The organism is Chitinophaga sp. XS-30 (assembly GCF_008086345.1).
Classification (GTDB): Bacteria; Bacteroidota; Bacteroidia; order Chitinophagales; family Chitinophagaceae; genus Chitinophaga.
The window spans coordinates 3,444,413-3,467,168 of record NZ_CP043006.1; the positions used below are offsets into that span (position 1 = coordinate 3,444,413).

Here is a 22,756-nt window from a genome sequence, read left to right on the forward strand (position 1 = left end):
CACCTCATTTTTTCTGCAACCGCAGCACCACGCTCGTTCTGCTGCCGGAGACTTCCGGATTGAAGCCCACTGTCATCAGAAATTCTCCCGAGTACGGCCTGTCTGCATCTGTGGGAGAGGTCGTTCCGGGATACAGGCTGATCTCTTCCAGCTGATACATGGCCGCAGGGTCCAGCCCTTTTAACCGGATGGGGCGGCTGCTGCCTGCGCCATACCGGTTGCTGGTGAGATAATTGAATATAACGCCTTCAGAACGGTCTTTGCTGATATACGCAATGGAGGCTATCTCGTCTTTCCGGGGATCGGCCAGCCGGTATTGATCTCCCTGCCATACGATGTGTTTAAAGGAATGATATTCCCTGATGGCATTACGGCAATAGGCCAGGTCTTTTTCAGCCAGATGCGCTACAACGATATCAAATCCCAGTTTGCCCATCATGGCTACATCCGTTCTGAATTTGACGGGTTGTTTCCCCCAATCCGTTACATGGTTGGCCGTAGCGACGGCGGGATAAAAATAGGAATACTCCCATTGCATGAAAATTCTTTCCAGCGGGTCTGTATTATCACTGGGCCAGAATTCGGTAAAATACTTCAGGGCTTCGTAATCCACCCGGCCACCGCCGCCGGAGCAGAGCATCATGGGAACATCAGGGTATTTGGCGCGGATGCGTTCCAGCACACGGTACAATCCGCGCATATATTCTATGTAAAAATGATTTTGGTGGTTGCCGAGATGAGCGGAATAGGCATTATAGATCACGGCATTGCAATCCCATTTAATGTAGGCCAGGCCGGGATTGCGGGTAAACAGATCGTCCATCGTGCGGAACACGAAATCCTGTACGGCGGGATTGGCGAGGTCCAGCACCAGCTGGTTGCGGAAATAATGTTCTTCACGCGCGGGCTCTTTCACCACCCAGTCGGGATGCTTTTCATACAATTCGCTTTTGGGGTTGACCATTTCCGGCTCCACCCATATCCCGAATTTCACGCCATTGGCCGCGGCTTCTTTGACCAGGCTGGCAATGCCGTTGGGCAGCTTGGTCTTGTTTTCCTGCCAGTCGCCCAAGCCTGCATTGTCGTTATTGCGGGGATATTTGTTGGCAAACCATCCGTCATCGAGCAGAAAAAGATCAACACCCAGTTTTTTGGTATCGCGGAGCAGCGCTTTCAGTTTGTTTTCGTTGAAGTCGAAATAAGTGGCTTCCCAGTTGTTGAGCAATGTCAGCCGTTCGCCTTTCCCGTTGAGGATGCGGTAATTCCTGGCCCAGTCATGCAGCTGGCGGCTGGCGTACCCTTTCCCCTTTTGGGACAGGATGTAGAGGAATGAAGGCGTGGTAAATGCTTCCCGCGGTTTGAGGGTATATGGCGATGCATAATTGTTGATGCCGGAAATGATCCGCAGATTATCCTGGTAATCCAGTTCTATATCCGTGCGGAAGTTCCCGCTGTAGGACAGTGCGCCGTAGAGCACGGTGCCTTCGTCTTCCGAAGCCGGGGCGTTCAGCGAGATCATGAACACGGAGGGCTGAAAGATATTGGCCCTGGTCCCCAGCTTCGAGTCCAGGGTTTTGATGCCGTGGGTGATCTTCGATTCTTCCGGCCGCATTTCCTTCGCCCAATCGCCATGATACTGCTGCAGCCAGAACCCGCCTGCTTTCAGGTATAAATTGGCGGACGCATATTTGTGGAGCGTAACGTTCCCCTTTTCCCCGTGCCGGATCACCGACCATTGTTCAATGACATCCTGTTTAACGTACGCTTTGTAATGCAGCACTACTTCAAAGTCATATACAGGATCTTTCAGCGTAATGTTCAGCAGCGTAACATCATGGTCAAGCTGTTGCTGTTCATGGCGAACGTAGCGGAGGTCCAGCGACTGGTGGCCATCTGCATGGGTTACTGTAATAGCCGGTTCCATCAGGTTGCGGGAGCCGGAAGGAGTGTAAGCCGCATTCAGCAGGCCGCTGTAATCGCTGGTTTGCCGGTATGCAGAAGGTACGAGTTGGTATTCCTGCGCATTGGCCAGTTTTTTACCGAAATAGATGATGGACAGCTCCTTTGCTTTGCCGGCCTCCAGCACCAGCGCATTGTTTTCCGTCACCAGGGGAATGATGATCTCCTGTGCATGCAGGCGGCCTGCACCAAAACTTAAAAATACCAGTATGATGCTGCAAACGGCTGCGCCGGTACTGTACTTCCTTTTCCTTCTGCTATTCATGTGTTGCTTATGCTGTGGCAGGTATGGCGTGAATGATCATTTTCCTGCTACCACGGTTTTCAATTGCCCGTTCACCTTAAGTTTCACTTTTTTGCGGTGGGGCGATGTGATCTTATATTGTGTGACGATGCCGTTCTCCCATTCAAAATCAACGGTCAGGTTTCCCCTGGCCTTCAGTCCCTTTACCTTGCCGGCAGGTTTCCAGAGATCCGGCACTGCGGGAAGCAGCTCCACGTAACCGGCATGGCTTTGCATCAGCATTTCCATGATGCCTGCTGCGGCGCCGAAGTTGCCGTCTATCTGGAAGGGAGGGCCTGCGGAGAACAGGTTGGGATATACACCGCCACCTGCGCCGTAATTGATGTCTGTACGAAGTGTGGGTTTCAGCAGCTCCCGCAGCAGTTTGAACGCGCGGTTGCCGTCCAGCAGCCGGGCCCAGAACAGCTGTTTGTAGGCAATGGCCCAGCTGGGGCCGTCATCGCCTCTGACTTCCAGTGATTTCTTTGCGGCTGCGGCCAGTTCCGGCGTGCCGTTGGCGGTGATCAGATTGGCCGGGTACAGTCCGTATAAATGCGAGATATGCCGGTGCTGCGGATCTGTTTCCTTATAATCTTCCAGCCATTCCTGCAACCGGCCGTCCGGGGCAATGATGCCGGCGGGCGGGAGCTGTTGCAATTGCGCACGCAATGTATCGGCCAGCGCTTTATCGGTTTTCAGCCGCTCCGCCGCGATGATGACGTTGGTAAAAAGTTCACGGATGATCTGGTTATCTATCGTGGCGCCTGTGCAGATGCTGGCATGGTTACCGTTCGGGAGCAGGAAGCTGTTTTCCGGGGAAGAGGAAGGGGAGGTGACGAGCCAGCCTGTTCTTTCATCTTTCACCAGTATGCTTTTGTAGAACTGTGCCGATCCTTTCAGGATGGGATAGATGCTTTCCAGGTAAGCGATATCATTGGTATAGGCATAATGTTCCCACAGATTATTGCACAGCCATCCTGATCCCGATTTGGTAACGCCCCAGGATGCGCTTTCGCCCGGTTCGGTGAAGCCCCAGACATTGGTGATCACATGGGCCACCCATCCTTCTGCGTTGTAATAGGCTTTGGCAGTCCGTTCGCCGGGTTTCACCAGCCCCCGCACCAGTTCCGTCAGCGGAAGGTTGAGTTCGGAGAGATTGGCCATTTCCACCGGCCAGTGATTCATCTGTACGTTCACGTCCAGGTGATAATCACCGTTCCAGGGTGTGCGTACCTGGTTCGCCCAAAGCCCCTGCAAATTGGGTGGCAGCAGGCCCACCCGGGTGCTGCTGATGCTCAGGTACCTGCCGAATTGCAGGAAAAGCGCGGGCAATGATCTGTCTTCCTCCGGATGCTGGTAATAGGCGGCCAGCCGTTTGTCGGTCGTAAGGCTTTCAGCCGGCCCGGTTCCCAGGTCTACCGCTACGCGGCCGAACAGTTTGCGGAAGTTGCGGACATGCGATGCCCGCTGTGCGCTGTAATGTTGCCGGAGCGCGGCCTGCATGTTCTTCGCTGCCAGTTGCCGGTAACCCGGCTCCCGGAAGTCCGTTGCCGTGGAGATGATGATCAGGGCTTCGTCAGCGCCTTCCACCACCAGTTCCTTTCCCTGTGAGAATTGTGTACCGCCGGTATTGATCACCCGCACTTCCGTGAGATGCTGCATGCCCTTGCCATCTGTTCCGTTGTCCAACTGGCCGGCTAAGGTCAATACCTGACCGCTGACAGCGGATGTTCCTTTCTCCGGCCGGCTGATGCCCAGGGAAAAACTGATCTTCCCTTTTTCACTGGCGCTCAGCCTGATGATACTTACATCATCGCCAAAGCTGGTGAAATATTCGCGCACATACTGAATGTCATTGATCTGAAAGGAGGTGGTGGCAATAGCGCTGTCCAGCGAAAGCCGGCGGCGATAATTCGTATAGGCGGCCCCGTTCTCATAAGCGTATGCAATGTCCAGGTCCGCGAGCATCTGGAAGCAGCCCCATTGCGGGCCGCCGGAACCCGGGCCAAGGCACACGAAATTCTTGTCGATCAGCCGCTGCGCGTCATCATTCCTGCCGGCGGACAGCAATCTTCTAATTTCGGGCAGATGCTTGTAAGCTTCATAATTGTTGGCATCCTGCGGACTGCCTGACCAGAGGGTGATGTCGTTCAACACTATTTTTTCCTTCTCTACCCCGCCGTCCGGCGTCATGCCCAGGCGGCCGTTCCCGAGCGGAAGCGTTTCTTCCCATTGCGCCGCAGGTTTGTCGAACCAGAGCTGCAGGGGCCGGTCCTGCGCGGAAACCTTTACCGCGCAGCAAAGCAGGGCAAGGCCGGTGATGACTTTCATCCTGCCGCTCTTCCTGCTTTCAGGCCGTGCTGGTGGTGTGCCGCAGGTATTCCTGTATTGATCCATATTGCTTTTTTATTGACTATAAATATCGCCTGTATATTCCGGCAATGAAAGTTTTACTTCTTGTATCCCGGTGTCAGCTCACTCAGGTTGCTGTAGGCACTTTCATTGCTGTCCACTCTTTTTATCCTGATCCGGATATAACGGATCTGCGGCGTTTCGGTGGAGAAGTTGACGGTATAAGGTCCCTTTCCATCATCTGTACGGGTCACTTCCTGCAGCAGTATCCAGCCTTTAGCCAGTGCATCGGCCTTCCAGTCCGCATCATTGCCCGGCACGGTAGTGGCGGCGCCGGCAATATCGGCAATCCCCCATATCTCGTATGCTACAGGGTTATGGCAGCAATCACGGCCGGTCACTTCCATCGTTCTGAGACTGTCATACACTTTACCCATGTCAAACGTGAAATGATGTGGCAGCGGACTGTCCCCATTGGAGTGGAAGATATTCGGATAGCCCTGCGGGCCGTCTGAACCGTCCCACAGGCGGGCTATACTGGTCTGCCCTTCGTAGGGCTGCACATCGTAAGGGAGGTTGACTGCCTGGAAAAGGGACTTGTCGCATTTCACAATGCCGAATTCGATTGGCGGGAACGTATCCACCAGGCTTGCGGGGAAGGTATCCAGCGCTATCGGGTCCGGTTTGTAGTACGACTGGTACGCCACTTTGGTGCCGTACCGGAAATCGTTCAGCGTGACCGACTGCTGACCGGGAGGTAAAGCCACTTCCTTCAGTTCGTTATCCGTGGCGGTGTACCGGATATAGGTCATGATATTTGTGCTGTCCGGTGTCAGGAAATTAAGGGTAAGTTCGTTGCCCTCGTCATTCAGCAGCTTGTAAGGCTCCGTGAGGTTGATGGGCCGGTTCATCAGGCTTTGCCTGTACGTATTGCCATATACTCTCGCATTCTGTATCTCGATGGGGATAGAGCGGTTGCCTTTTGCATCCAGCGAATACACGAAGAAGGAATACGTATATTCCTGCAGGTTATCGATGATGGCGAAAACCGTATCGGAAGGGCTGTGTGTAGCTGCTGCCACATCCACGGAATCTGCATAGTTATTCCAGTACACCCTGTACTTTGCAACAGAGGGATCAGCGCTGGGCGACCAGCCGATGCCGATACGCAGGTTGCCGGGCCTGGTGAATGCCTGCGTAATGGCGCCGGGGTATTTAAGTTCCTGCCCGTTGAGAAAACTTTTGAAATCATCCGGCTGCTGCGAGCAGGAAGCCAGCAGGCCGGCCAAAACCGTTATCCGAAGCAGCAATGAATTTTTCATATACATATAGGCTCTTTTATGAATTACCTGGGATCTCCCCAGAATGTCAACTCGGCGACGTTGAAAAAGTTATTGGTGAGCGATGCGTTCTCCAGGCACTGGAAACGGATGTACCGCACCTTGGGCAGATCGAGCGAAAAATTGTAGCTGAAACCTGCATTCCAGAAATCGAGGTCCGCATTCGTGTACTGCGGATTGGGGAGTCCGGATGGTTTGGGCAGCAGGCGGAAAGTGCCGAGATTGATCCAGCCGTTGGGAGAGGTTTCGCCCACACCGGGTGCGCCGGGGCCGTCAGGCAGCGTTTCATCCACAGGATCGGATGCCCGTCCCCATAAGGTCCAGCTCAACGGTGCTCCGGCCTGCCAGAGCCAGTTGCCGCTACCGTCAATCCCGCGGTTCCAGATCGTGTACCGGCTCAGCTTGGCCGTCTGGCCCATATCGAACGTGATCACGGCAGGCCATACTAAAGGCTGAATGGGTTGCTCGGTATGATAACCCGGTGATCCCGTATTGCCATTCCAGAGGTTTTGTATCTCCCAGCCAAAGCCTGTGCGGGCATCGGTGCCGAGTACATATGGACTGAACCTGGATTTATCCATCTGCACTTCAAAGATCGGCGTTATCGTAGAGAAGAGCGTGTCTGATATATTCCCCCATTCATCGGTAATATAAATGCCAAAGTCTTTCGGGATGGTATCATATCCGCGCAGGCTGTAGGAAATCGTGTCGCTGTTCGTATAGTTCTGATGAATGATCTCATACTGTTTGGTGACCGCGTCCTGTGCAATGGTAACGATGCCCAGGTTAGCTTTGGAAAGGTTCAGCACATTGATGTTTACCCCGCCGAAATCCGGCTTCGTTTCAATGGTGGGGAACGCCTGCAGGTAGGCCGGAACGCCGGGATGCACGGTAACTTCCACGGGGTCTGATTTTACATCCGCCCTGCTCACCGTGTACAGCGTTACGGTATAGTCCGCATTCTTTTCAAAACCGCCTACGAGGATCGTATCTGAATAGAATGATGATTTGGTTTGCCGGCTGGCCTGATCGTTGATCATATAGTTGGCCTGCACGTAGAGGATATTGTCCGATTCGGGGAGATCGTAAGTGATGATCGCCGCGCCTGCCTCATTTTGCACTTTCACATTAGACACCGGGTCAGGCTTTGTCTTGTCCTGCGAAACGACATCTTTATAATCGTTGACCTTGCTGCAGGAAAACGTCATCACGGCCAATGCAACAGGCAGCATGCGCCATAACGGTATTGTATATTGATTTGCCATAGTCATTTTTTGAACGGTTCTTGACGAAAGATCACCAGTAGGGTGTTTGAACGAGATTGGAGTTGGTGATCAGATCGTATTCCTGTATGGGGAACAGATAGTCCCTTAATCCAAATGAAGGCTGGTACACGGTGCTCAGCTGGTAGTAACCCGCAATGCTCCGGTTGAATACGCTCCATCCCTGGAAGGGGGAGGAGAGCACCGCCTGCAGTTCTTTCCAGCGGCGGAGGTCCCAGCCCGCCTGGCCTTCAAAGGCCAGCTCAATCCTTCTTTCCTGGTGGATGATCTGGCGGAGCCCTTCTTTGGTGGCGGGCTTGTTAGGATTGCGGGAGTATTGCGCCCAGGATTCCAGCACACCCGGCAGCCCGGCGCGTTCCCTCACCTTGTCGATCCAGGAATACACTTCCCCATCCGGACCGTAAGCCTCATTCAGGCATTCCGCATACAGCAGCCACAGGCCGGAAAGGCGGATGAAGGTCCAGGGATAGGTTTGCCATACGGTATTCTGGCCGGGTACGGACTGGTAATGCACCAGTTTTTTGGGCCAGTAGCCGGTGGCGTTGTACCGGGTACGGTCGGGTGGCGAAGCATAACCATTCACCGCGTTCACATAATTCGGATTGTTGTCATTCGTATTGCCTGATCCGAACCAGGTGGCGCCATCGAAAGCAACGCTGGAATAATAGCGCGGCTCCCGGAAGAAATTGCCTTTTACGGTCGTATAGTCCTGCCTGATATAATAACGGTGCGCTTCATCCCCGGTCTGCAGCTGATAGCGGCCCGCATAATCCCAGGTCTTGTCTTCATTAAGCGGCACACCATTGCGGGTGTAAAATATCTCTGATGTGGCCACCGGTACGGAGAAATTGGAATAGACGGCGAACACGTTGGCCGCAGCTTCTGCGGTTACCCTGGGCATGGACATGTACTGCCAGCCGTAATGCGGGTTGAGCGTCCAGACCTGTTCGGGGTTCCAGCCGTCCACAAAAGCGCCCTGCAGTGTGAGCAGTTGCCGCGTCTGGTCGGACATGCTGACGATGTTGCCCTGTATCCGCAGTTCATACGGTTTGGCTCCCGCTTCCACAGCCGCATCTATTGCTATCCTGCATGCTTCGGCGGCGCGTTCCCATTTGAGCGGGTCCATCGTGGCGGGGAACAGCGGTTGCCCGCTCTTGTTTTTGAAAGAAACATAATCCGGATTGCCGTTGAAAAGCGGGCTGGCTTGTGTGGCGAGCACTTCCGCTTTGACGGCCAGCGCAATGGTGGACGTGATGCGTCCGGCTTCAGCTGCAGCGTTCTGTATGGCGGGAGGCAGACCGGCAATGGCCTCATCCAGCGTTTTGATCACGTAATTGAAGCAGGAATCCAGCGTTTGCTGCTGCTGCCGTACTTCTTCAGAGCCGGCATTGATGGGAATGGCGGCATCCGCAATGGGAATAGGCCCGTACATCCGCAGCAGCCAGTAGTGGTAATATGCTTTCAGGAATTTCGCCTCTGCGGACCAGCGTTGCCTTTCATAAGGCTGCACATCCAGCGGCAAATGAATATTGGCCAGGAAGATATTGCACATGCGGATGGATTCCCAAAGCCGTAGCCCCAGGTTATATCCGTCCCAGTAATTATGCAGGGGATTCAGGCTGTTCTGCAATCCGCGCATCAGGTTAAAGCCGCCATCGCCGCCTTGTCCCCCCAGCGTAGTCTGATCCTGCATATTGATGGGAAATATGATCTCGCCGGAAGCAGTGAAACCCGGGTTCCTTCTCACGTCCGCCAACTGCTGGAGATTGGCATAGCAGCCGAAAAGGTAGGCCTGCGATTCATTGGCGTTGCTGAATGAACTGGACAGTGTGGCCACATTGTCCGGTGTTACATCGAGGTATTTTTTGCACCCGGGCAATACAGTCATGATGCAACCGGCCAGGAATATTTTTAAGATGATCTTCATATCCTCTTTTTTTATCGTTACAGGCTAGAATTCGAATTTCAGGCCAACGTTATATACTTTCTGGATCGGGTAAGCGAAGCCATTTCCGGCCAGCTCCGGGTCCCATAATTTGAATTTGCTGAAGGTCAGCAGATTCAAACCGCTGAAATAAATGCGTACGCTGTTCATGTGTGCCGGCCTGCTCCATTTTTTTGGGAGCGTGTAGCCGCCTTCCACGGATTTGAGGCGAATGAAGCTGCCGTCCCGCAGCCACCAGGTGCTGGTTTGCTGATTGTTCGGGATCTCGTAGGTGGAGAGCCTGGGCCAGAGCGCGTACAGGTTCTGATTTTCGGCGGACCAGTGATCGTCTGCATAAGCCTGCAATATCTGCGCATTATTGGCGAAGGGTGCGGTACCGAATACGCCGGCGTTGAAATCGGTACGGGCGGAAGGATCAATAAAGAAAGATGATCTGGCCGAACCCTGGAAGAAGGCGCTGAGATCAAAACCTTTATACCCCACGGAAAAACCCGCACCATAAATGATCTGGGGCGTGGAGGGGAGGCCGATGGGCACCATATCGTCCTGGTCGATCACACCGTCCTGGTTGATATCGCGGTACTTGATATCGCCACCCATGGGCAGATAATCTCCGAATATCTGCGTTGGTGAATTGCGCGCTTCCTTGTCGTCCACGAAAAGCCTTTCTGCGATGTAGCCGAAGGGCTGGCTGATCATCCCGCCGGTGCGGTAACTCCAGGGATTGCGGTACTCCGGCTCCTCCAGGTGGATCACCTTGTTGCGGGTAACGGTGAGGTTGCCCAATGCGGAAGCCCACAGGCCGGAATTGAAATCTTTGCGGTAGTTCAGGTTCAGGTCAAGCCCCTCGGAAAGCGCTTTGCCCAGGTTGGAGCGGAGATTGCTGAGGGCCGCGTTCTCTATGCCCACCGTAACGGGAATGTACCCACGCTGTATCAGGATGTTGTACCTGTTCTCCCGGTACACCTCCGCCACCAGGTTCAGGCTGTTGAACAAAGTGATCTCCGCTGCAAGGTTCGTTTTGCGGGAGGTTTCCCAGGTCACATCTGGATTGGGATAAGCATAGATCACCGTGCCGTTCATCGTCACGGAATTATTGGTGCCGAAGGAGGCGCCCGGCCCTGCATTGGGCGCTACGTTGGACAGGTAGAAGAAACGTTGCGTGTTGGGATCGCCGATGGCATCATTGCCCACCAGGCCATAACTGCCGCGCAGCTTGAGCCTGGTGATCACTTCGCTGACGCCGCCCTGCCAGAATTTTTCATTGGAGATCACCCATCCCGCACCGATCGTAGGGAAGAAACCGTAACGGTGCGCAGGCGCGAATTTTTCCGATCCGTTGTAGCCAAAATTGAATTCAGCGAAATAACGGTTATCGTAGGAATAGCTTGCCCGGCCGGAAAGGCCCAGGTTGCGGTTGGGCAAGGAGGCCTGGAGGCTCCCGGCATTCCCGTTGAGCGTTTGCTGCCGTGTGCCGATAAGGGAGGCGCCAACGGTATGCTGACCGAAGGCGTTGCTGTAGTCTATCCTCCCGAGCATGTACAGATAGGTATTCAGATATTTAGGCCCTTCCTGGTAACCGAGGTATTCCCTTGCAGCACCGGGCTGAGGATTGAGCCAGCTGAGCTTGTATTCGCCGGCCTGCTCGTCAAAACTCTGTATGCCGTAGTAGAAGGGAAGATAATTGCGGCTGACATCAAAATAGGAATAACGGTTGGTGCTGAACAATCCGAAAAAGGTCAGTCCGGGTACAATGAACTTCAGGTTCTGGTTTACCTCGAACTGGGCAGACATGCGCGATTCGGAGAAACTCTTGTACCCGTACATCAGTGATGCATAGGGATTGGATTGCAGGTTGCCGGTCTGGTTGACCGCATTGCCGAACAGGATGTGTCTGGTATTGCGGTTGGCGCTGTCCGGCAAATAATAAGCCTGGAAAGCAACCGGACTGGAATGCAGGGCCTGCGAGTAGAGGTCCGTTGCAAAGCCGCCGCCCTGGTTGCTGATGGGGCCGATATATTCATTGAAATTGCCCCAGAGGCGAACGCCCACTTCGGTAGTAGGCGTGACCTTGATGCTGGTATTCGCCCTCAGCTGGTAGTTCTCGAAGCGCATCCCCGAATTGAAATTATTGACAGGGTTGACCTGCAGAATACCGTTATCTCTCGAATAAGAGCCGGCCACATAATATTTCGCCAGATCATTGCCGCCGCTTACGCTGAAATTCGCGCGGTGCGTATTGGTGCGTTCCTTGAATATCTCTTTCACCCAATCCACGGCAGGGTAGATGTAGGGATAAATGCCGCCTTCCCCGTTCAGGGTTTTCTGTGTGCCGATGATTTTATTTGGACTGTAGAACGGTGTGGCCAGCGGGTCCCTTGTGGTCAGCGCTTCGTTGTAGGTGCGCATATAAGTGATAGGGTCCGCCAGTTTGATGCTTTTCGTAGGCGCGGAAATAGCGGATTCCACCCGCAGTTCCACCTTGGCCTTGCCGGCTTTGCCCTCTTTGGTGGTCACCAGTATGACGCCGTTGGCGCCTCTGGCACCGTATAGGGCAGCTGCGCTGGCATCTTTCAGGATGGAAAAACTGGCGATGTCATCTACCTGTATCCTGGCCAGATCGTTGGCCGTCAGTTCAATATTGTCAACAAGAATAAGCGGGCTGTTGCTGTAACCGAGTGTAGTCACGCCGCGGATGAAAAATGAGGAGTTGTCCAGCCCCGGCTGTCCGCCCCTTTGAAAAGAAATAACGCCGGCCACTTTTCCAGCCAGGGCATTGGTGAGATTGCTGGCCGGGATCTTCAGCTCTCCCGGTTGTATGGATGTAACAGAGCCTACCACTGCCTCGCGCCGCTCTTTGCGGCCGAAAGCCGTGATCACTACCGCGCCGAAAGTATCGATTGCCGGGGACAGGTACACCGTCAGCGGCTTTCCTTTCTGAACCATCAGTTCTCTGGGTTTGTAACCCACGCAGGTAAATTCGAGCAATGCCTGGTTGCCGGAAACATCCAGCGTAAAGGCGCCCGACCTGTCCGTACTCGTTCCCTGGCGGGTGCCTTTTATGACCACAGACGCCCGGTCTATCGGCGCCCGTGTAGCACTGTCCAGCACAAAGCCGCTCAGTGGCCCGGTGCTTTGCGCGAAAGCATGCGCCGAAAAAATGAAGAAAAGTGGAACGGCCAGCAAGCGGCAAGCCAAACGCTTCAGGCTGTTAAAGCAGGTAAATCTGAAATTCATATTCAAGCGATTGAGATGTTGACTGGCGCTATCGCCATGCTAAATGCATTAAAACATACGGTTGACAGATAATCAAAGGTTGAGACTTACGGTTGGCACATGACGGTATGGCGCATAACGTGTTTATTTATCTTATTGATTCATAACGTGATAAGGGTAGTATGGCTATCATCTATTCTATACTATCCTATACTATAATGCTAATTTATTACATTAATCCGATCCGCCAAAAAAAAACCGCTGTTTGGGCAAAAGGGTATCACTAATCAAGATGATAATATCAAAGCCCTGGAAAACCGTTTATGCGATGCCTGCCGGTGAAAAGAGGATGAATATCGACACCATCAGCACCAGCAGCAGTATATAATATCCAAAACGGTTTTTCCACGGCGGATTATTCAACACAGGTTGCTGCGGCAGTGCAAAAGCCCTGGCCATGGGCTTCAGGCGGCCGATCAAAAGCATCAGGGCCGTGGTGACAAGGAATAATATGGCCAGCACATGCAGGTAGTGGAATCCTGTATCGAACAGGAACTGCGTAGCCGTATATACCGTCGCAAAGAATGTGATCCCGATCTTGGCAGCCAGGGGAGGCACTTTCCTGGTCAGCAGGCCCACCACCATGATGGTAAAGACCGGCACGCTGAAAAAGCTGCTTACTTTCTGCAGGTAGTTGTAAAAGCCGCCATCGAAATACATGATATAGGGAGAGAACACTATGGCTGCGATGGTCACACCGATCTGCAGCGTTTTTCCGCTGCGGAGCAGCCTGTGCTCATCGGCGGGGCGGCCTTTCCTTTCCAGCCAGGGCCGGAACAGGTTCATGGTAAATAAGGTGCCGGTACTGTTCAGCCCGGCATTGAAGGTACTGAGCGCTCCTCCGAAAACCACGGCAGCCACCAGCCCGATGAAAACAGGCGGCAGAATATCGCTCACCAGGCGCGGGAAGACAGTAGCGGTATTATCCAGGCCGGGATATAAATGCACAGCTATCAATCCCGGAACATTCAGCAAAAGCGGCGCAAACAGTTTCCCGACAGCGGCAAGGGCTATGCCTTTCTGGCTTTCCTTGAGGTTTTTGGAGGCCAGGGCTTCCTGTACGATATATTGCTCCATGCCCCAGTAGTAGATATTGATCAGCAGCATACCGGTAAACAGTGTACCGAATGGCAGCACATCTCCGGGGCCGCCGATCGCATTCAGGTGTTCCCGGTGCGAGAACGTCAGGGTTTCAACACCCTGCCGGATACTGCCATCGCCCAGGTAGCGGAACCCGTACCATACGATCAGGCTTGCACCGATCAGCATACCGATGCCCTGCACCACATCGGTAATGGTGATGGCCCGAAGGCCGCCCAGCACATTGTACAGGCAGCCCACAATGCCCACGATCAGCACGATCAGCCGGATAGCGGAAAAGTAACTGATGCCAAGCCATTCATCCACGCGAAAGATCCCGTTGATGGCCACTGCGCAGCCATACAGCACGGAAGGGATGAGGTTCACCAGGTATCCGAGAAGAAAGATGACGGAAACGATCCGTTGCGTTTGCACATCGAATCTTTTAGCCAGGAAGTCAGGCGTGGTTACCGCACCGATCTTCAGGTACACCGGCATCAGGAATTCCGCCACGATCAGCATGGCCAGCACAGAGCTCATGCCCCATGCCATGACGGACATATTGGTGGTGTAAACGAACTCGTTCTCGCCGATGAACTGGTTCGCGCTCATATTGGTAAGGAACATGGAGCTGCCGATCATCCAGAAACCCAGGCTGCGGTTGCCGAGGTAAAAGCCCACCGGTGTTTGCTGCTGTTTTTTTCTCGTGGCATAGATGGATGCCAGTGCCGCCACAACCGTTACGAACAGGAAGCTCAGAAGTATGGTAAGATTCATAATAATGCAATCATAAAGATCCCCTGCGCAACAGAACGGTAGGAACGACCTCCTGTATCTTTTCGCGCGTCAGCACAAACCTGGCGGCCTTTTCGGCCATGACGGCAAAGTCTGTGGAATATGTGGTGATGCCGTCAAAGATGATCTCTTTTACCACTTCATCGTTATGGGAAAGGATGCCCACATCTTTGCCAAGCCTGAAACCCTTTGCCTTGGCATCTTTCAGCATCAGCCAAAGCTCTGCATTGTTGATCGTGAAATAAACATATCCCTTTTCGATGGACCCGGGAACATACTCCGTGCGGATCACGCTTTTGATCTTGAAATCTTTCACGAACCGCTTGTATGCCCCCAGTATCTCTATAGGGGTATCGGATGCCGGTCTGTGATAATGCACCATTCCGCGGAATTTACGGATAGCCGGCGCCAGTTGCGAAAACGCGGTATAGGTGGGCTTTTCAAACTCCTGCACAATGTAGGAGAAATCGCCGTCCATCTTCAGGTAGCGGTCGATCATCAGGAATTTGTTCAGCGGCAGTGCGCCAAGTATCTCCGGCGTTTTTTTATGAGGGATGGGGGCGACCACGTACATGCCGTATTTGCCCCTGACGTTGGCAATGATGCTTTCCAGTACGTCTATATTGTTATGATGGAAAAATATATCGATGACCGCCGGTGTGCCCAGGCTGTCGCGGAACGTTTTGTACAGCACCTCCTGGAAACTGTCAAACGCAAAAATGATCAGCGCGATCCGCAGATTATGTTCCGTGTTTTCCCTGGCTACGTAAAAACCGATCCGGTTCTTCGATTCCACAATGCCCCGGCTGACCAGTTCTTTATACCCTTTTGCGATGGTTTCCCGCGCAAACCCCAGCTCTTTTATCAGGTTATTCACAGAGGGCAGCATGTCTCCGCGCTGAATGACCTTGTCGTTGATCGCATTGATGATACCCTGTACCAGTTGTTCGTGTTTAGACAGCCCCTGAATATTTTCCAGCTCCCTGATCAGCTCATATATATTGTGCATAGCAGATAATTAACCGACAGCCTCTTAAGCTGTCCTATTCTATTCTACACGTAAATATATTTAACTTTTCGGGATTAGGGTTGCTCTTTTATTCCGTTCCAAGCATGGGGAATAGCTGCCTGATCTCTTTCTCCGTAGGCCGGGCGCCGTATTCGCACAATTCAAAAGCTTCCGCATAATGTGCAGCTTCCGCCTGTGCGGGGCTGTACCATTTTCCCAGGCCGGCTCTCAGGGTACTGTCCAGCGAAGGCCAGCGGTTTTGTTTGATCCAGGCTTTCCGTTCCTGTTTACCCGCGGGTATTTTCCCTTTATAACCGGAGATCCAGGGAAGCCATTCATAGAACTGTGATTCGTGTGCATCCAGTGCATCGGTCTTCTTGTCGATGACCGGTGTGATATCCACACATACATCAGGCTGAAAGCGGGTGGGCTTCGTGAAATGATCCTGGAAATACAGGAAGACGGGGTTCTTTGTGAGGGGAGGCGTGTCCGCCGCGATATTGGGCACCATCACCATAAAGGCCGCATCCTGCACCAATATACCGGTATAACGGTGATCGGGGTGATAGTCCACCGGGCGGTGGGAGATGACCACATCTGCTTTCCATGCCCTGATCCTGCGGATCAGGTCCAGGCGCACATCCAGCGAAGGCAGCAGTTCCCCGTCGTGATTGTCCATGACTTCATAGGTAAGGCCAAGTCGCCTGCCCGCTTCTTCGGCTTCAGCCCTGCGGCGTTTGGCCAGCGCGCCGCCGCCCTGCTCCATATGCCCTGCATCGCCGTTGGTTACCGAAATGAATTTCACGGCATGGCCCATTTCTGCAAAGAGCGCGGCCGTACCGCCGCTTTTGATGTCACAATCATCAGGGTGCGCCCCGATCATGATAATGCGTAGCTTGCTGTCCTGGGCTGATGCAAGATGGAAACTCCAGCCAAGGAGGATGGTACATAAGAGATGCTTCATACAAGGTGTTTTTTCGTAGCTGTCAGATTGAGGTTGCCTTCTCTGAAAGGGCATTGTAAAATACGCCTTCTTAACAATATGGTAATATTATTCGGTTATTTTCACCGCCATATTTATTCGCCTCATGCAGAATTTATCAGATAAGGAATTGTATGCATTACTGCGGGCTGGCAATCATGCCGCGTTTCAGGCGATCTATGAAAGACATGCTTCGGCAATGGTGCAGTTTGCGTTTTCGAGAACAGGGAGTGTAGATGATGCCAAAGATTGTGTGCAGGACGTATTTACCTGGCTTTGGCAGTCGGGCCGTGCCATTCAGGTCCCGGACAGCGCATCCGGGCTGGAGGCGTACCTGAAATCTGCGGTCAGGAACAAGATCATTAATCTGATGGAGAAAAGGCTGCGGCAGCGGCATTATTCCAGGGAGGCGGTGCTTGACCTGGCAGCGGATATGCCTCCTGATGTTCATCTCAGCCATCAGGAGCTGAATAACCTGGTGCAAAAAGAGATCAATGCAATGCCTGAGAAAATGCGCAGGATATTTGAGTTGAGCCGGGACGCGGGTTTATCCAACAAACAGATCGCCGGTAAACTTTCCCTCTCCGAACAAACCGTGAAGAACCAGCTGGGCAATGCCCGGCAACGCCTGCGCGGCAAGCTGGAACACTACCTCTCCATCTGGCTGCTCTAACCCCTTAACAATTATTTCATATGCAAACATCTGGTACTTTTCTTTAGCTTGACTGCTTTACTGGTATATGGGAAAATCAGATGATGCCCGTTTACTGCAATTGCTGGAAAAATTCAGGGCTGGTACCTTGTCTCCGGAGGAGAAAGAAACTGTTGACATATGGTTCTCATCCCTGCCGGTAACGGAGCAACCCTGGTACCGGGACCGGGAAGATGAGGCGGTGCAACTGGCCGCGCTTTGGCGCACAATCCAGGGAAAAACGCTGCCGGCGCAACCCCGCCGCAGATTCATTCACAAATACTGGTGGGCCGCAGCCGCTATGCTCACCGGCGTGCTGCTTCTCGCCGTTGTCTGGAATGCGCCGAGAAAACCACAAGGCGTTGCCACGCTGTATTCCCCGAAAGAAAAAGCGGTTACGGCGCCAGCTCGTCTCCGCACGGTAGCAGCATCATTGGGCACGGTAAAAAAAGTGGTCCTGCCGGATAGCAGCATTGTCGTGCTCAACTCAGGTGCCAGCCTGCAATACCCGGAACAATTCGGGGAAGGGGAGAGAAATGTATCCCTGGTGAAGGGCGAGGCATTTTTCCAGATCGCAAAAGACAGCCGGCATCCCTTCGTTGTGCGAAGCGCCGGGCTGCGGACAGCGGTGCTGGGCACTTCTTTCGAGATCAGCATAAAACAGGGAGGGCAGGTAGCAGTTGCCGTTGCAACCGGAAAGGTAATGGTCAGCAGGGATAACCGTACGGCGCTGGGACTATTGATGCCGGGTAAAAAGCTGACCTATAAACATCAGAACGGTCAGAGCAGTATCACGGACTTCGACCTGAGAACCGTAGCACAATGGCGCAGCAAACGGATAAGGCTGGAACGGGCGTCCTTTGCCGAACTGGCTGACGCCGTTCATACCATCTATGGCATAGCGCTGAAAGCGGGGGACAGTCAGGTGGCAGAACAGGCTTATACCATCGCGCTGCAATATGATACCGGTATGGAAGACATGATGACCGTGCTTGCCGCGATCCACAACAACGACTATACGATCCGTAATAAAACAGTAACCTTTAAGACCAAAGCGCTTTAAAAGCGGAAAGATGCCCGCTGTAACAGGCACCTTTCCCGGTATAAGTTGTATAAAATCAAAACAAAAGTATGAAAGAAAACAGAAAAAAGACGGCAGTCTTTGTACAATTCCTGTGCCTGCTCGCGGCCCTGCTTATGGTGGCTTCGCGCGCCCGTTCCCAGAACGGCATGAAAAAAGAGATCACCATCGCGTTCAACCAGGAGAAAATGGATGCGGCCCTGAAGAGGCTGGAGGCTGTATCTGAACTGACCTTTGGATATGACGCCAGCGCAGTTGGCCGATATATGGCTCCACAGATGAAGTTTGAAAACCAGCCGGTTGACAGCATACTGAAAGCACTACTCAAAGAAACAAACCTGTCGTATAATGCAGTGAACGGTTACGTTGTGGTGAAAGTGCAGGCGCCGGGCGCAGTAACGGGCAGGATCATTGATGCGGAAAGCGGGCAGCCGGTTCCGGATGTCACTATCCGCATCGGCAATAAAGGGACCATGAGCGCATCAGACGGCTCATTTCACCTCTCATTACCACCGGGTACTTATCAGGCTGAGATATCATCTGTCGGCTACGGGAAAAAAGTGGTGACAGACGTTGTGGTAAAAGAAAACGAGACGTTTGTGCTTAATGTTACCCTGAAAAGACAAAAAGGGCAGCTGGCCGCGTTTACGGTACAGGCATCCGCCAGGCAGGAAAGCATTGCTTCCCTCTTCACCCGGCAGAAAAATGCCGCCACCCTGTCTGATGGCATTTCAGCAGAGCAGATCAGGGCAACGCCGGACAAACACATCGGTGAAACGCTGAAACGTATAACCGGCATCAGTACCAAAGACAACAAAAAAGTGGTGGTGCGAGGCATTGCAGAGCGCTACAACGTTACGCTCCTGGATGGCAGCGCATTACCCAGTACGGATGTGCAGGACAGGGATTTTGAGTTCGATCTTATTCCCACCAACCTGGTGGATAATATCGTGGTCGTGAAATCCATCACGCCGGATATGCCTTACGGCTTCGCCGGCGGCCTTGTACAGATCAATACCAAAGCTATTCCCGCATCGGACTTTACATCTGTCAGTGCCGGGCTTTCCATCAATACGCGCACCATGGGGAAGGATTTTTACAGCTACGGCCGCGGTAAATATGACTACCTGGGATATGATGACGGCGGCCGCGACCATTTTCCCGATGGCATCATCAGCCTGAGCGATGCATTCAACCCGCGGATGCCGGACGATCAGAATGCTGTAACGGCCGCGCAGGTAGGAGAGCAGAATAAACGCATCGGCGGCACGGAGAGGCTCGGCGCACGCATCTTTCAGCCCATGCCTTCGCAAAATTACCAGTTCAACCTTGGGCGCGCTTATTCACTCAGCGAAGCAAAGCTGCGCCGGATCGGTTTCGTCGGGTCGCTTACCTACCGCAATACGCAGAGCAACGACCACATCTCGGAAATGCGCCGTGGTGGCTGGAGCCGGCAACGCACTGATCCCTACGATGCCACAGACGTGAATACGGGCAATATTTACGGGTTCAATACAACCATTGGCATGCTGCTCAACGGCGGCTTTAAAACAGATAAACACCAGATCAGCACGTATAACCTTTACACACATATCTTCAATGACCGGTTCAGCCGTATCAAAGGATGGTCCCATGAAAATCCGAAAGATAATTACGTAAATAAATTCCCGGATATCGAGGAAGACGACCGGCCGAAGTTCGTGGACCTGATCCAGAATAAGTTGAGTGGCAGCCACCGTTTCGATCCCGTGAAGATCGAATGGAACCTGGCGCGCACGCACCTGTCCTCCGTTGAGAAGGACGCCGTATCTGCATTTATCGCCGGCCGCGAAGTAGCCAATAAAGCACCCCTCTATGAATACCTGCCCGGTACTGCCACAGATCCCGGCCAGGGCAACCTGCATCGTGACCGCTATACCTACAAGGAGCGTAATCTTTCCGCTGATGTCAGCGCTGCCATTGATTTTCGCCTCGGAAAGACCTCCCATACCTTCAAGACCGGTTTCAACTACCTGGAGAAGCATGCCTGGTACTACTGGAATGTGCTGCCGCTGGTAACGCTCGCCGGACTGCAAAGCAATCTGCCCACCATTCCCATCCAGGAATGGGGTACCTATATGAGCATGGAAAACCCCCGCACGGATCTGTTCTATTATCCCGCCTACTACTCGCTCAATAACTTCGAGGGAACCAGTGTGAATAAAGGCGTATATGCCATGTTCGACAACAAGATACTCCCCAACCTGCGACTGGTATGGGGTTTGCGGGCCGACTACTTCCGGTTGGACACCATCCGGAATTCCGCCAGCCGGAGGGAAGACCTGACCCGCAAGGTTATCTTCGATGAAGCGAAGGACTGGTATTTCCTCCCTTCCGCGAATCTCACCTATTCCCCGGTGACGAATCTGAATGTGCGGCTGTCCTACGGCGAGAGCATTGTACGCCCCGGGCTGATGGAAAACTCGAAATTTTCCCGCTACAATCCTTCGTATGGCACTATCATGCGGAGCAATGGCGTTACCAGCACATTGGTAAAGAACTACGACGCAAAACTGGAATGGTTCCCGGGAGCCGGTGAAATTATTTCTGCCGGTTACTTCTACAAGTATTTCGACAAACCGGCAGAGTATTACGCGGAAGATCCGGAAAATACCGGGCTGTACTACATTATCGTTACGAATTCCGACTGGGCGAAAGTCAGAGGGTGGGAATTCGAGCTGCGCAAAAGCCTGGGCTTCATCTATCCCGCCTGGGATTTTCTGCAGGATATTTACCTGAGCGGTAATCTCACCCTGCAGGAGTCACAGGTGCGCGCCCGCAACAGGATCGTTCACCAACTGCCTGACGGAACGGATTCCCTTTCCTATACGTACATGAAATATCCCAGGCCTTTATACGGGCAGGTACCGCTACTTTACAATATCGGCCTGCAATACCGCGGTGAGCGCTTGGGTATGAACATCGTGTACAATTATATGGGCTACAAAACATTTATCACAGGAGCCAATCCCAACATGATAGAGTACGAACGCCCCCGCGCGCAAATGGACGCTCAGATCACTTACCGCTTTTTGTCCGGCAAGATGGAAGCGAAACTGAACCTCGGCAACCTGCTGGATATGCCGTTCCGTTTCTTCATCAATGATCATACGACCTATGAATATAAACCGGGAATGGAGGATGCGAAGAACTGGCCTGAGAATGCGGAGTGGGCAGATGCTTTCAGGTATAAATGGGGCTTTTCCGAACAATTCGAGGAAGGCTATATCGGCAGGCTCAATGAAAACGGTCCTGAACGGCTGATAGGCGACCGCCAGACCTTCACCCGCTATACGGGGCGCTCTTTCAGTCTCTCTCTTTCCTATAATTTCTAATCCTAAAAGCTTGACAATTATGAAAACAAGATCTTACATATATTGCCTGATGGCGCCATTGTTCCTGTTTCTGCTGAGCGCCTGCGAACGGGAAGGGGAATTGTTCATCAAGCCGGTGAAGGCATTCAAACCTGTTACGATGAGCGGGTTCATTCTCGGTGATACGCTGGAACAATATTTTGACGGGGAAAAGGTCAGAGAATTGTATGGGAGGGTAATGGTACCCTATTCCCAAAGCCAGGTTGCGTTTGAAGGAAATGAGGTGAAGATGGAGCTAAGGAACAAAAGCAATGGCGAAACTGTTTACACGCAAACGTTGAATTTGCAGGATGATACCAGCAAAGTGCCGCCCTTTTACTTCGATGGGAAGAAAATTGCAGAGCGGTACAATTATCCACAACCGCAGGGAGACGAATACCTGATCAATTTTTATTTTGATTTCCCCGACGACGCTCCGCTTGTAGATGTGACTATAGAAGTGGATGAAATTTATTATGATTTTACCCAGAACCCCTTTATGATAAATCTCGGTACAACGGTCATTCCCCTGTTGAGCGGTGTGAAGCCCGGAGAATGGTCAGAGCTGATCCGGATCAATATGCCGGAAATGGAAAAGCATCACCCGGAATCTTTCTTTCAGTCCGGCATTATTATCAGGAACGCGGAAAAAAAGCAATACTATATTGGGAATAACCGGGATTACAGCTTCATACAGGCTTCGGTGCCGGATATGTACGCAACGGAAGGAAAGGTACAATGCATATTTTCCGGGTTGAGCCAGCAGGGGGGCCAGCTGGTGCTGACCCCCCAGGAAGATCTGACCCAGATCTTCAGGTAAGGGCTGATAATGGCAGGTGAGTTTGCCTGCCGCAGCTGCTTCAAAAGTAATGATATCCGGTTTCCCGGATGTCCGGTGGGGCCATTGCGTTCCCCCCCGGGTTACTTTTGAGGCAGCTTTTTTTTTAGGCCGGGCGCCACGATTGTTCAGGTCCGGGCACAAAAAAGGGCTGGTCTTCAGACCAGCCCGTAAAACGATATTGTTAAGCAAGCTTAATCTATACGTTTAACATTAACAGCATTCATGCCTTTTCTTCCTTCCTGCAGTTCAAACTCTACGCGGTCATCTTGCTGGATCTCGTGAACGAGACCGTTTACGTGTACAAAAGTTTCTTTGGCTGATTCATCATGTTTGATGAAACCAAAGCCTTTTGTCTCATTGAAGAACTTTACAGTTCCGGTGAATTTTTGTTCCATTGTGTAAATAATTATAAAATGTATTGACACGAAGGTAGTACTAATATTTAAT

At 52.6% G+C, this 22,756-nt stretch carries 14 protein-coding genes; 4 read left to right on the top strand and 10 right to left on the bottom strand.

Annotated elements, in window-relative coordinates:
- Nucleotides 1-4 precede the first annotated feature (4 nt).
- The 9 genes from FW415_RS14130 to FW415_RS14170 all read right to left on the bottom strand — a co-directional run bounded on the left by FW415_RS14130 (nucleotide 5) and on the right by FW415_RS14170 (nucleotide 16,286).
- Entirely contained in the window at nucleotides 5-2,224 is a 2,220-nt protein-coding gene (locus FW415_RS14130) for an alpha-galactosidase (RefSeq protein WP_148386092.1), read from the bottom strand.
- A 36-nt stretch (nucleotides 2,225-2,260) separates the two neighbouring features.
- Nucleotides 2,261-4,639, bottom strand: coding sequence for a glycoside hydrolase N-terminal domain-containing protein (locus FW415_RS14135; RefSeq protein ID WP_246858744.1), 2,379 nt, complete (start codon nucleotides 4,637-4,639; stop codon nucleotides 2,261-2,263).
- A gap of 53 nt (nucleotides 4,640-4,692) precedes the next feature.
- Complete coding sequence (locus FW415_RS14140; RefSeq protein WP_148386093.1) at nucleotides 4,693-5,916, bottom strand: DUF4998 domain-containing protein; 1,224 nt, start codon at nucleotides 5,914-5,916, stop codon at nucleotides 4,693-4,695.
- 23 nt (nucleotides 5,917-5,939) lie between these two features.
- Complete coding sequence (locus tag FW415_RS14145; protein ID WP_210420693.1) at nucleotides 5,940-7,199, bottom strand: DUF5000 domain-containing lipoprotein; 1,260 nt, start codon at nucleotides 7,197-7,199, stop codon at nucleotides 5,940-5,942.
- A 31-nt stretch (nucleotides 7,200-7,230) separates the two neighbouring features.
- The gene (locus FW415_RS14150) at nucleotides 7,231-9,144 is read right to left on the bottom strand and encodes a RagB/SusD family nutrient uptake outer membrane protein (protein ID WP_148386097.1); all 1,914 of its coding nucleotides are present in this window, start codon (nucleotides 9,142-9,144) and stop codon (nucleotides 7,231-7,233) included.
- Between the two features lie 24 nt (nucleotides 9,145-9,168).
- Nucleotides 9,169-12,399 carry a TonB-dependent receptor gene (locus FW415_RS14155; protein ID WP_148386099.1) on the bottom strand — a complete coding sequence of 1,077 codons (3,231 nt, stop codon included), beginning with the start codon at nucleotides 12,397-12,399 and terminating at the stop codon, nucleotides 9,169-9,171.
- A 300-nt stretch (nucleotides 12,400-12,699) separates the two neighbouring features.
- Nucleotides 12,700-14,295 carry a solute:sodium symporter family transporter gene (locus tag FW415_RS14160; RefSeq protein ID WP_148386101.1) on the bottom strand — a complete coding sequence of 532 codons (1,596 nt, stop codon included), beginning with the start codon at nucleotides 14,293-14,295 and terminating at the stop codon, nucleotides 12,700-12,702.
- 10 nt (nucleotides 14,296-14,305) lie between these two features.
- On the bottom strand, nucleotides 14,306-15,322 hold the full coding sequence (locus FW415_RS14165) for a GntR family transcriptional regulator (RefSeq protein WP_148386104.1): 1,017 nt from the start codon (nucleotides 15,320-15,322) through the stop codon (nucleotides 14,306-14,308).
- 88 nt (nucleotides 15,323-15,410) lie between these two features.
- Nucleotides 15,411-16,286, bottom strand: coding sequence for a PIG-L deacetylase family protein (locus tag FW415_RS14170; RefSeq protein ID WP_148386106.1), 876 nt, complete (start codon nucleotides 16,284-16,286; stop codon nucleotides 15,411-15,413).
- A gap of 124 nt (nucleotides 16,287-16,410) precedes the next feature.
- Here FW415_RS14170 and FW415_RS14175 point away from each other — a divergent pair, with 124 nt between their 5' ends.
- From FW415_RS14175 to FW415_RS14190, 4 genes are all read left to right on the top strand, one after another.
- The gene (locus FW415_RS14175; protein ID WP_148386109.1) at nucleotides 16,411-16,977 is read left to right on the top strand and encodes an RNA polymerase sigma factor; all 567 of its coding nucleotides are present in this window, start codon (nucleotides 16,411-16,413) and stop codon (nucleotides 16,975-16,977) included.
- Between the two features lie 67 nt (nucleotides 16,978-17,044).
- On the top strand, nucleotides 17,045-18,058 hold the full coding sequence (locus FW415_RS14180) for a FecR family protein (RefSeq protein WP_148386112.1): 1,014 nt from the start codon (nucleotides 17,045-17,047) through the stop codon (nucleotides 18,056-18,058).
- Between the two features lie 68 nt (nucleotides 18,059-18,126).
- Nucleotides 18,127-21,450, top strand: a complete 3,324-nt coding sequence (locus FW415_RS14185) for a TonB-dependent receptor domain-containing protein (protein WP_148386114.1) — start codon at nucleotides 18,127-18,129, stop codon at nucleotides 21,448-21,450.
- A 19-nt stretch (nucleotides 21,451-21,469) separates the two neighbouring features.
- Nucleotides 21,470-22,288 carry a hypothetical protein gene (locus FW415_RS14190; RefSeq protein ID WP_148386116.1) on the top strand — a complete coding sequence of 273 codons (819 nt, stop codon included), beginning with the start codon at nucleotides 21,470-21,472 and terminating at the stop codon, nucleotides 22,286-22,288.
- Between the two features lie 212 nt (nucleotides 22,289-22,500).
- Here the strand turns inward: FW415_RS14190 and FW415_RS14195 are convergent, their stop codons facing one another.
- Nucleotides 22,501-22,704 carry a cold-shock protein gene (locus FW415_RS14195; RefSeq protein ID WP_148386119.1) on the bottom strand — a complete coding sequence of 68 codons (204 nt, stop codon included), beginning with the start codon at nucleotides 22,702-22,704 and terminating at the stop codon, nucleotides 22,501-22,503.
- Between the last annotated feature and the right edge of the window lie 52 nt (nucleotides 22,705-22,756).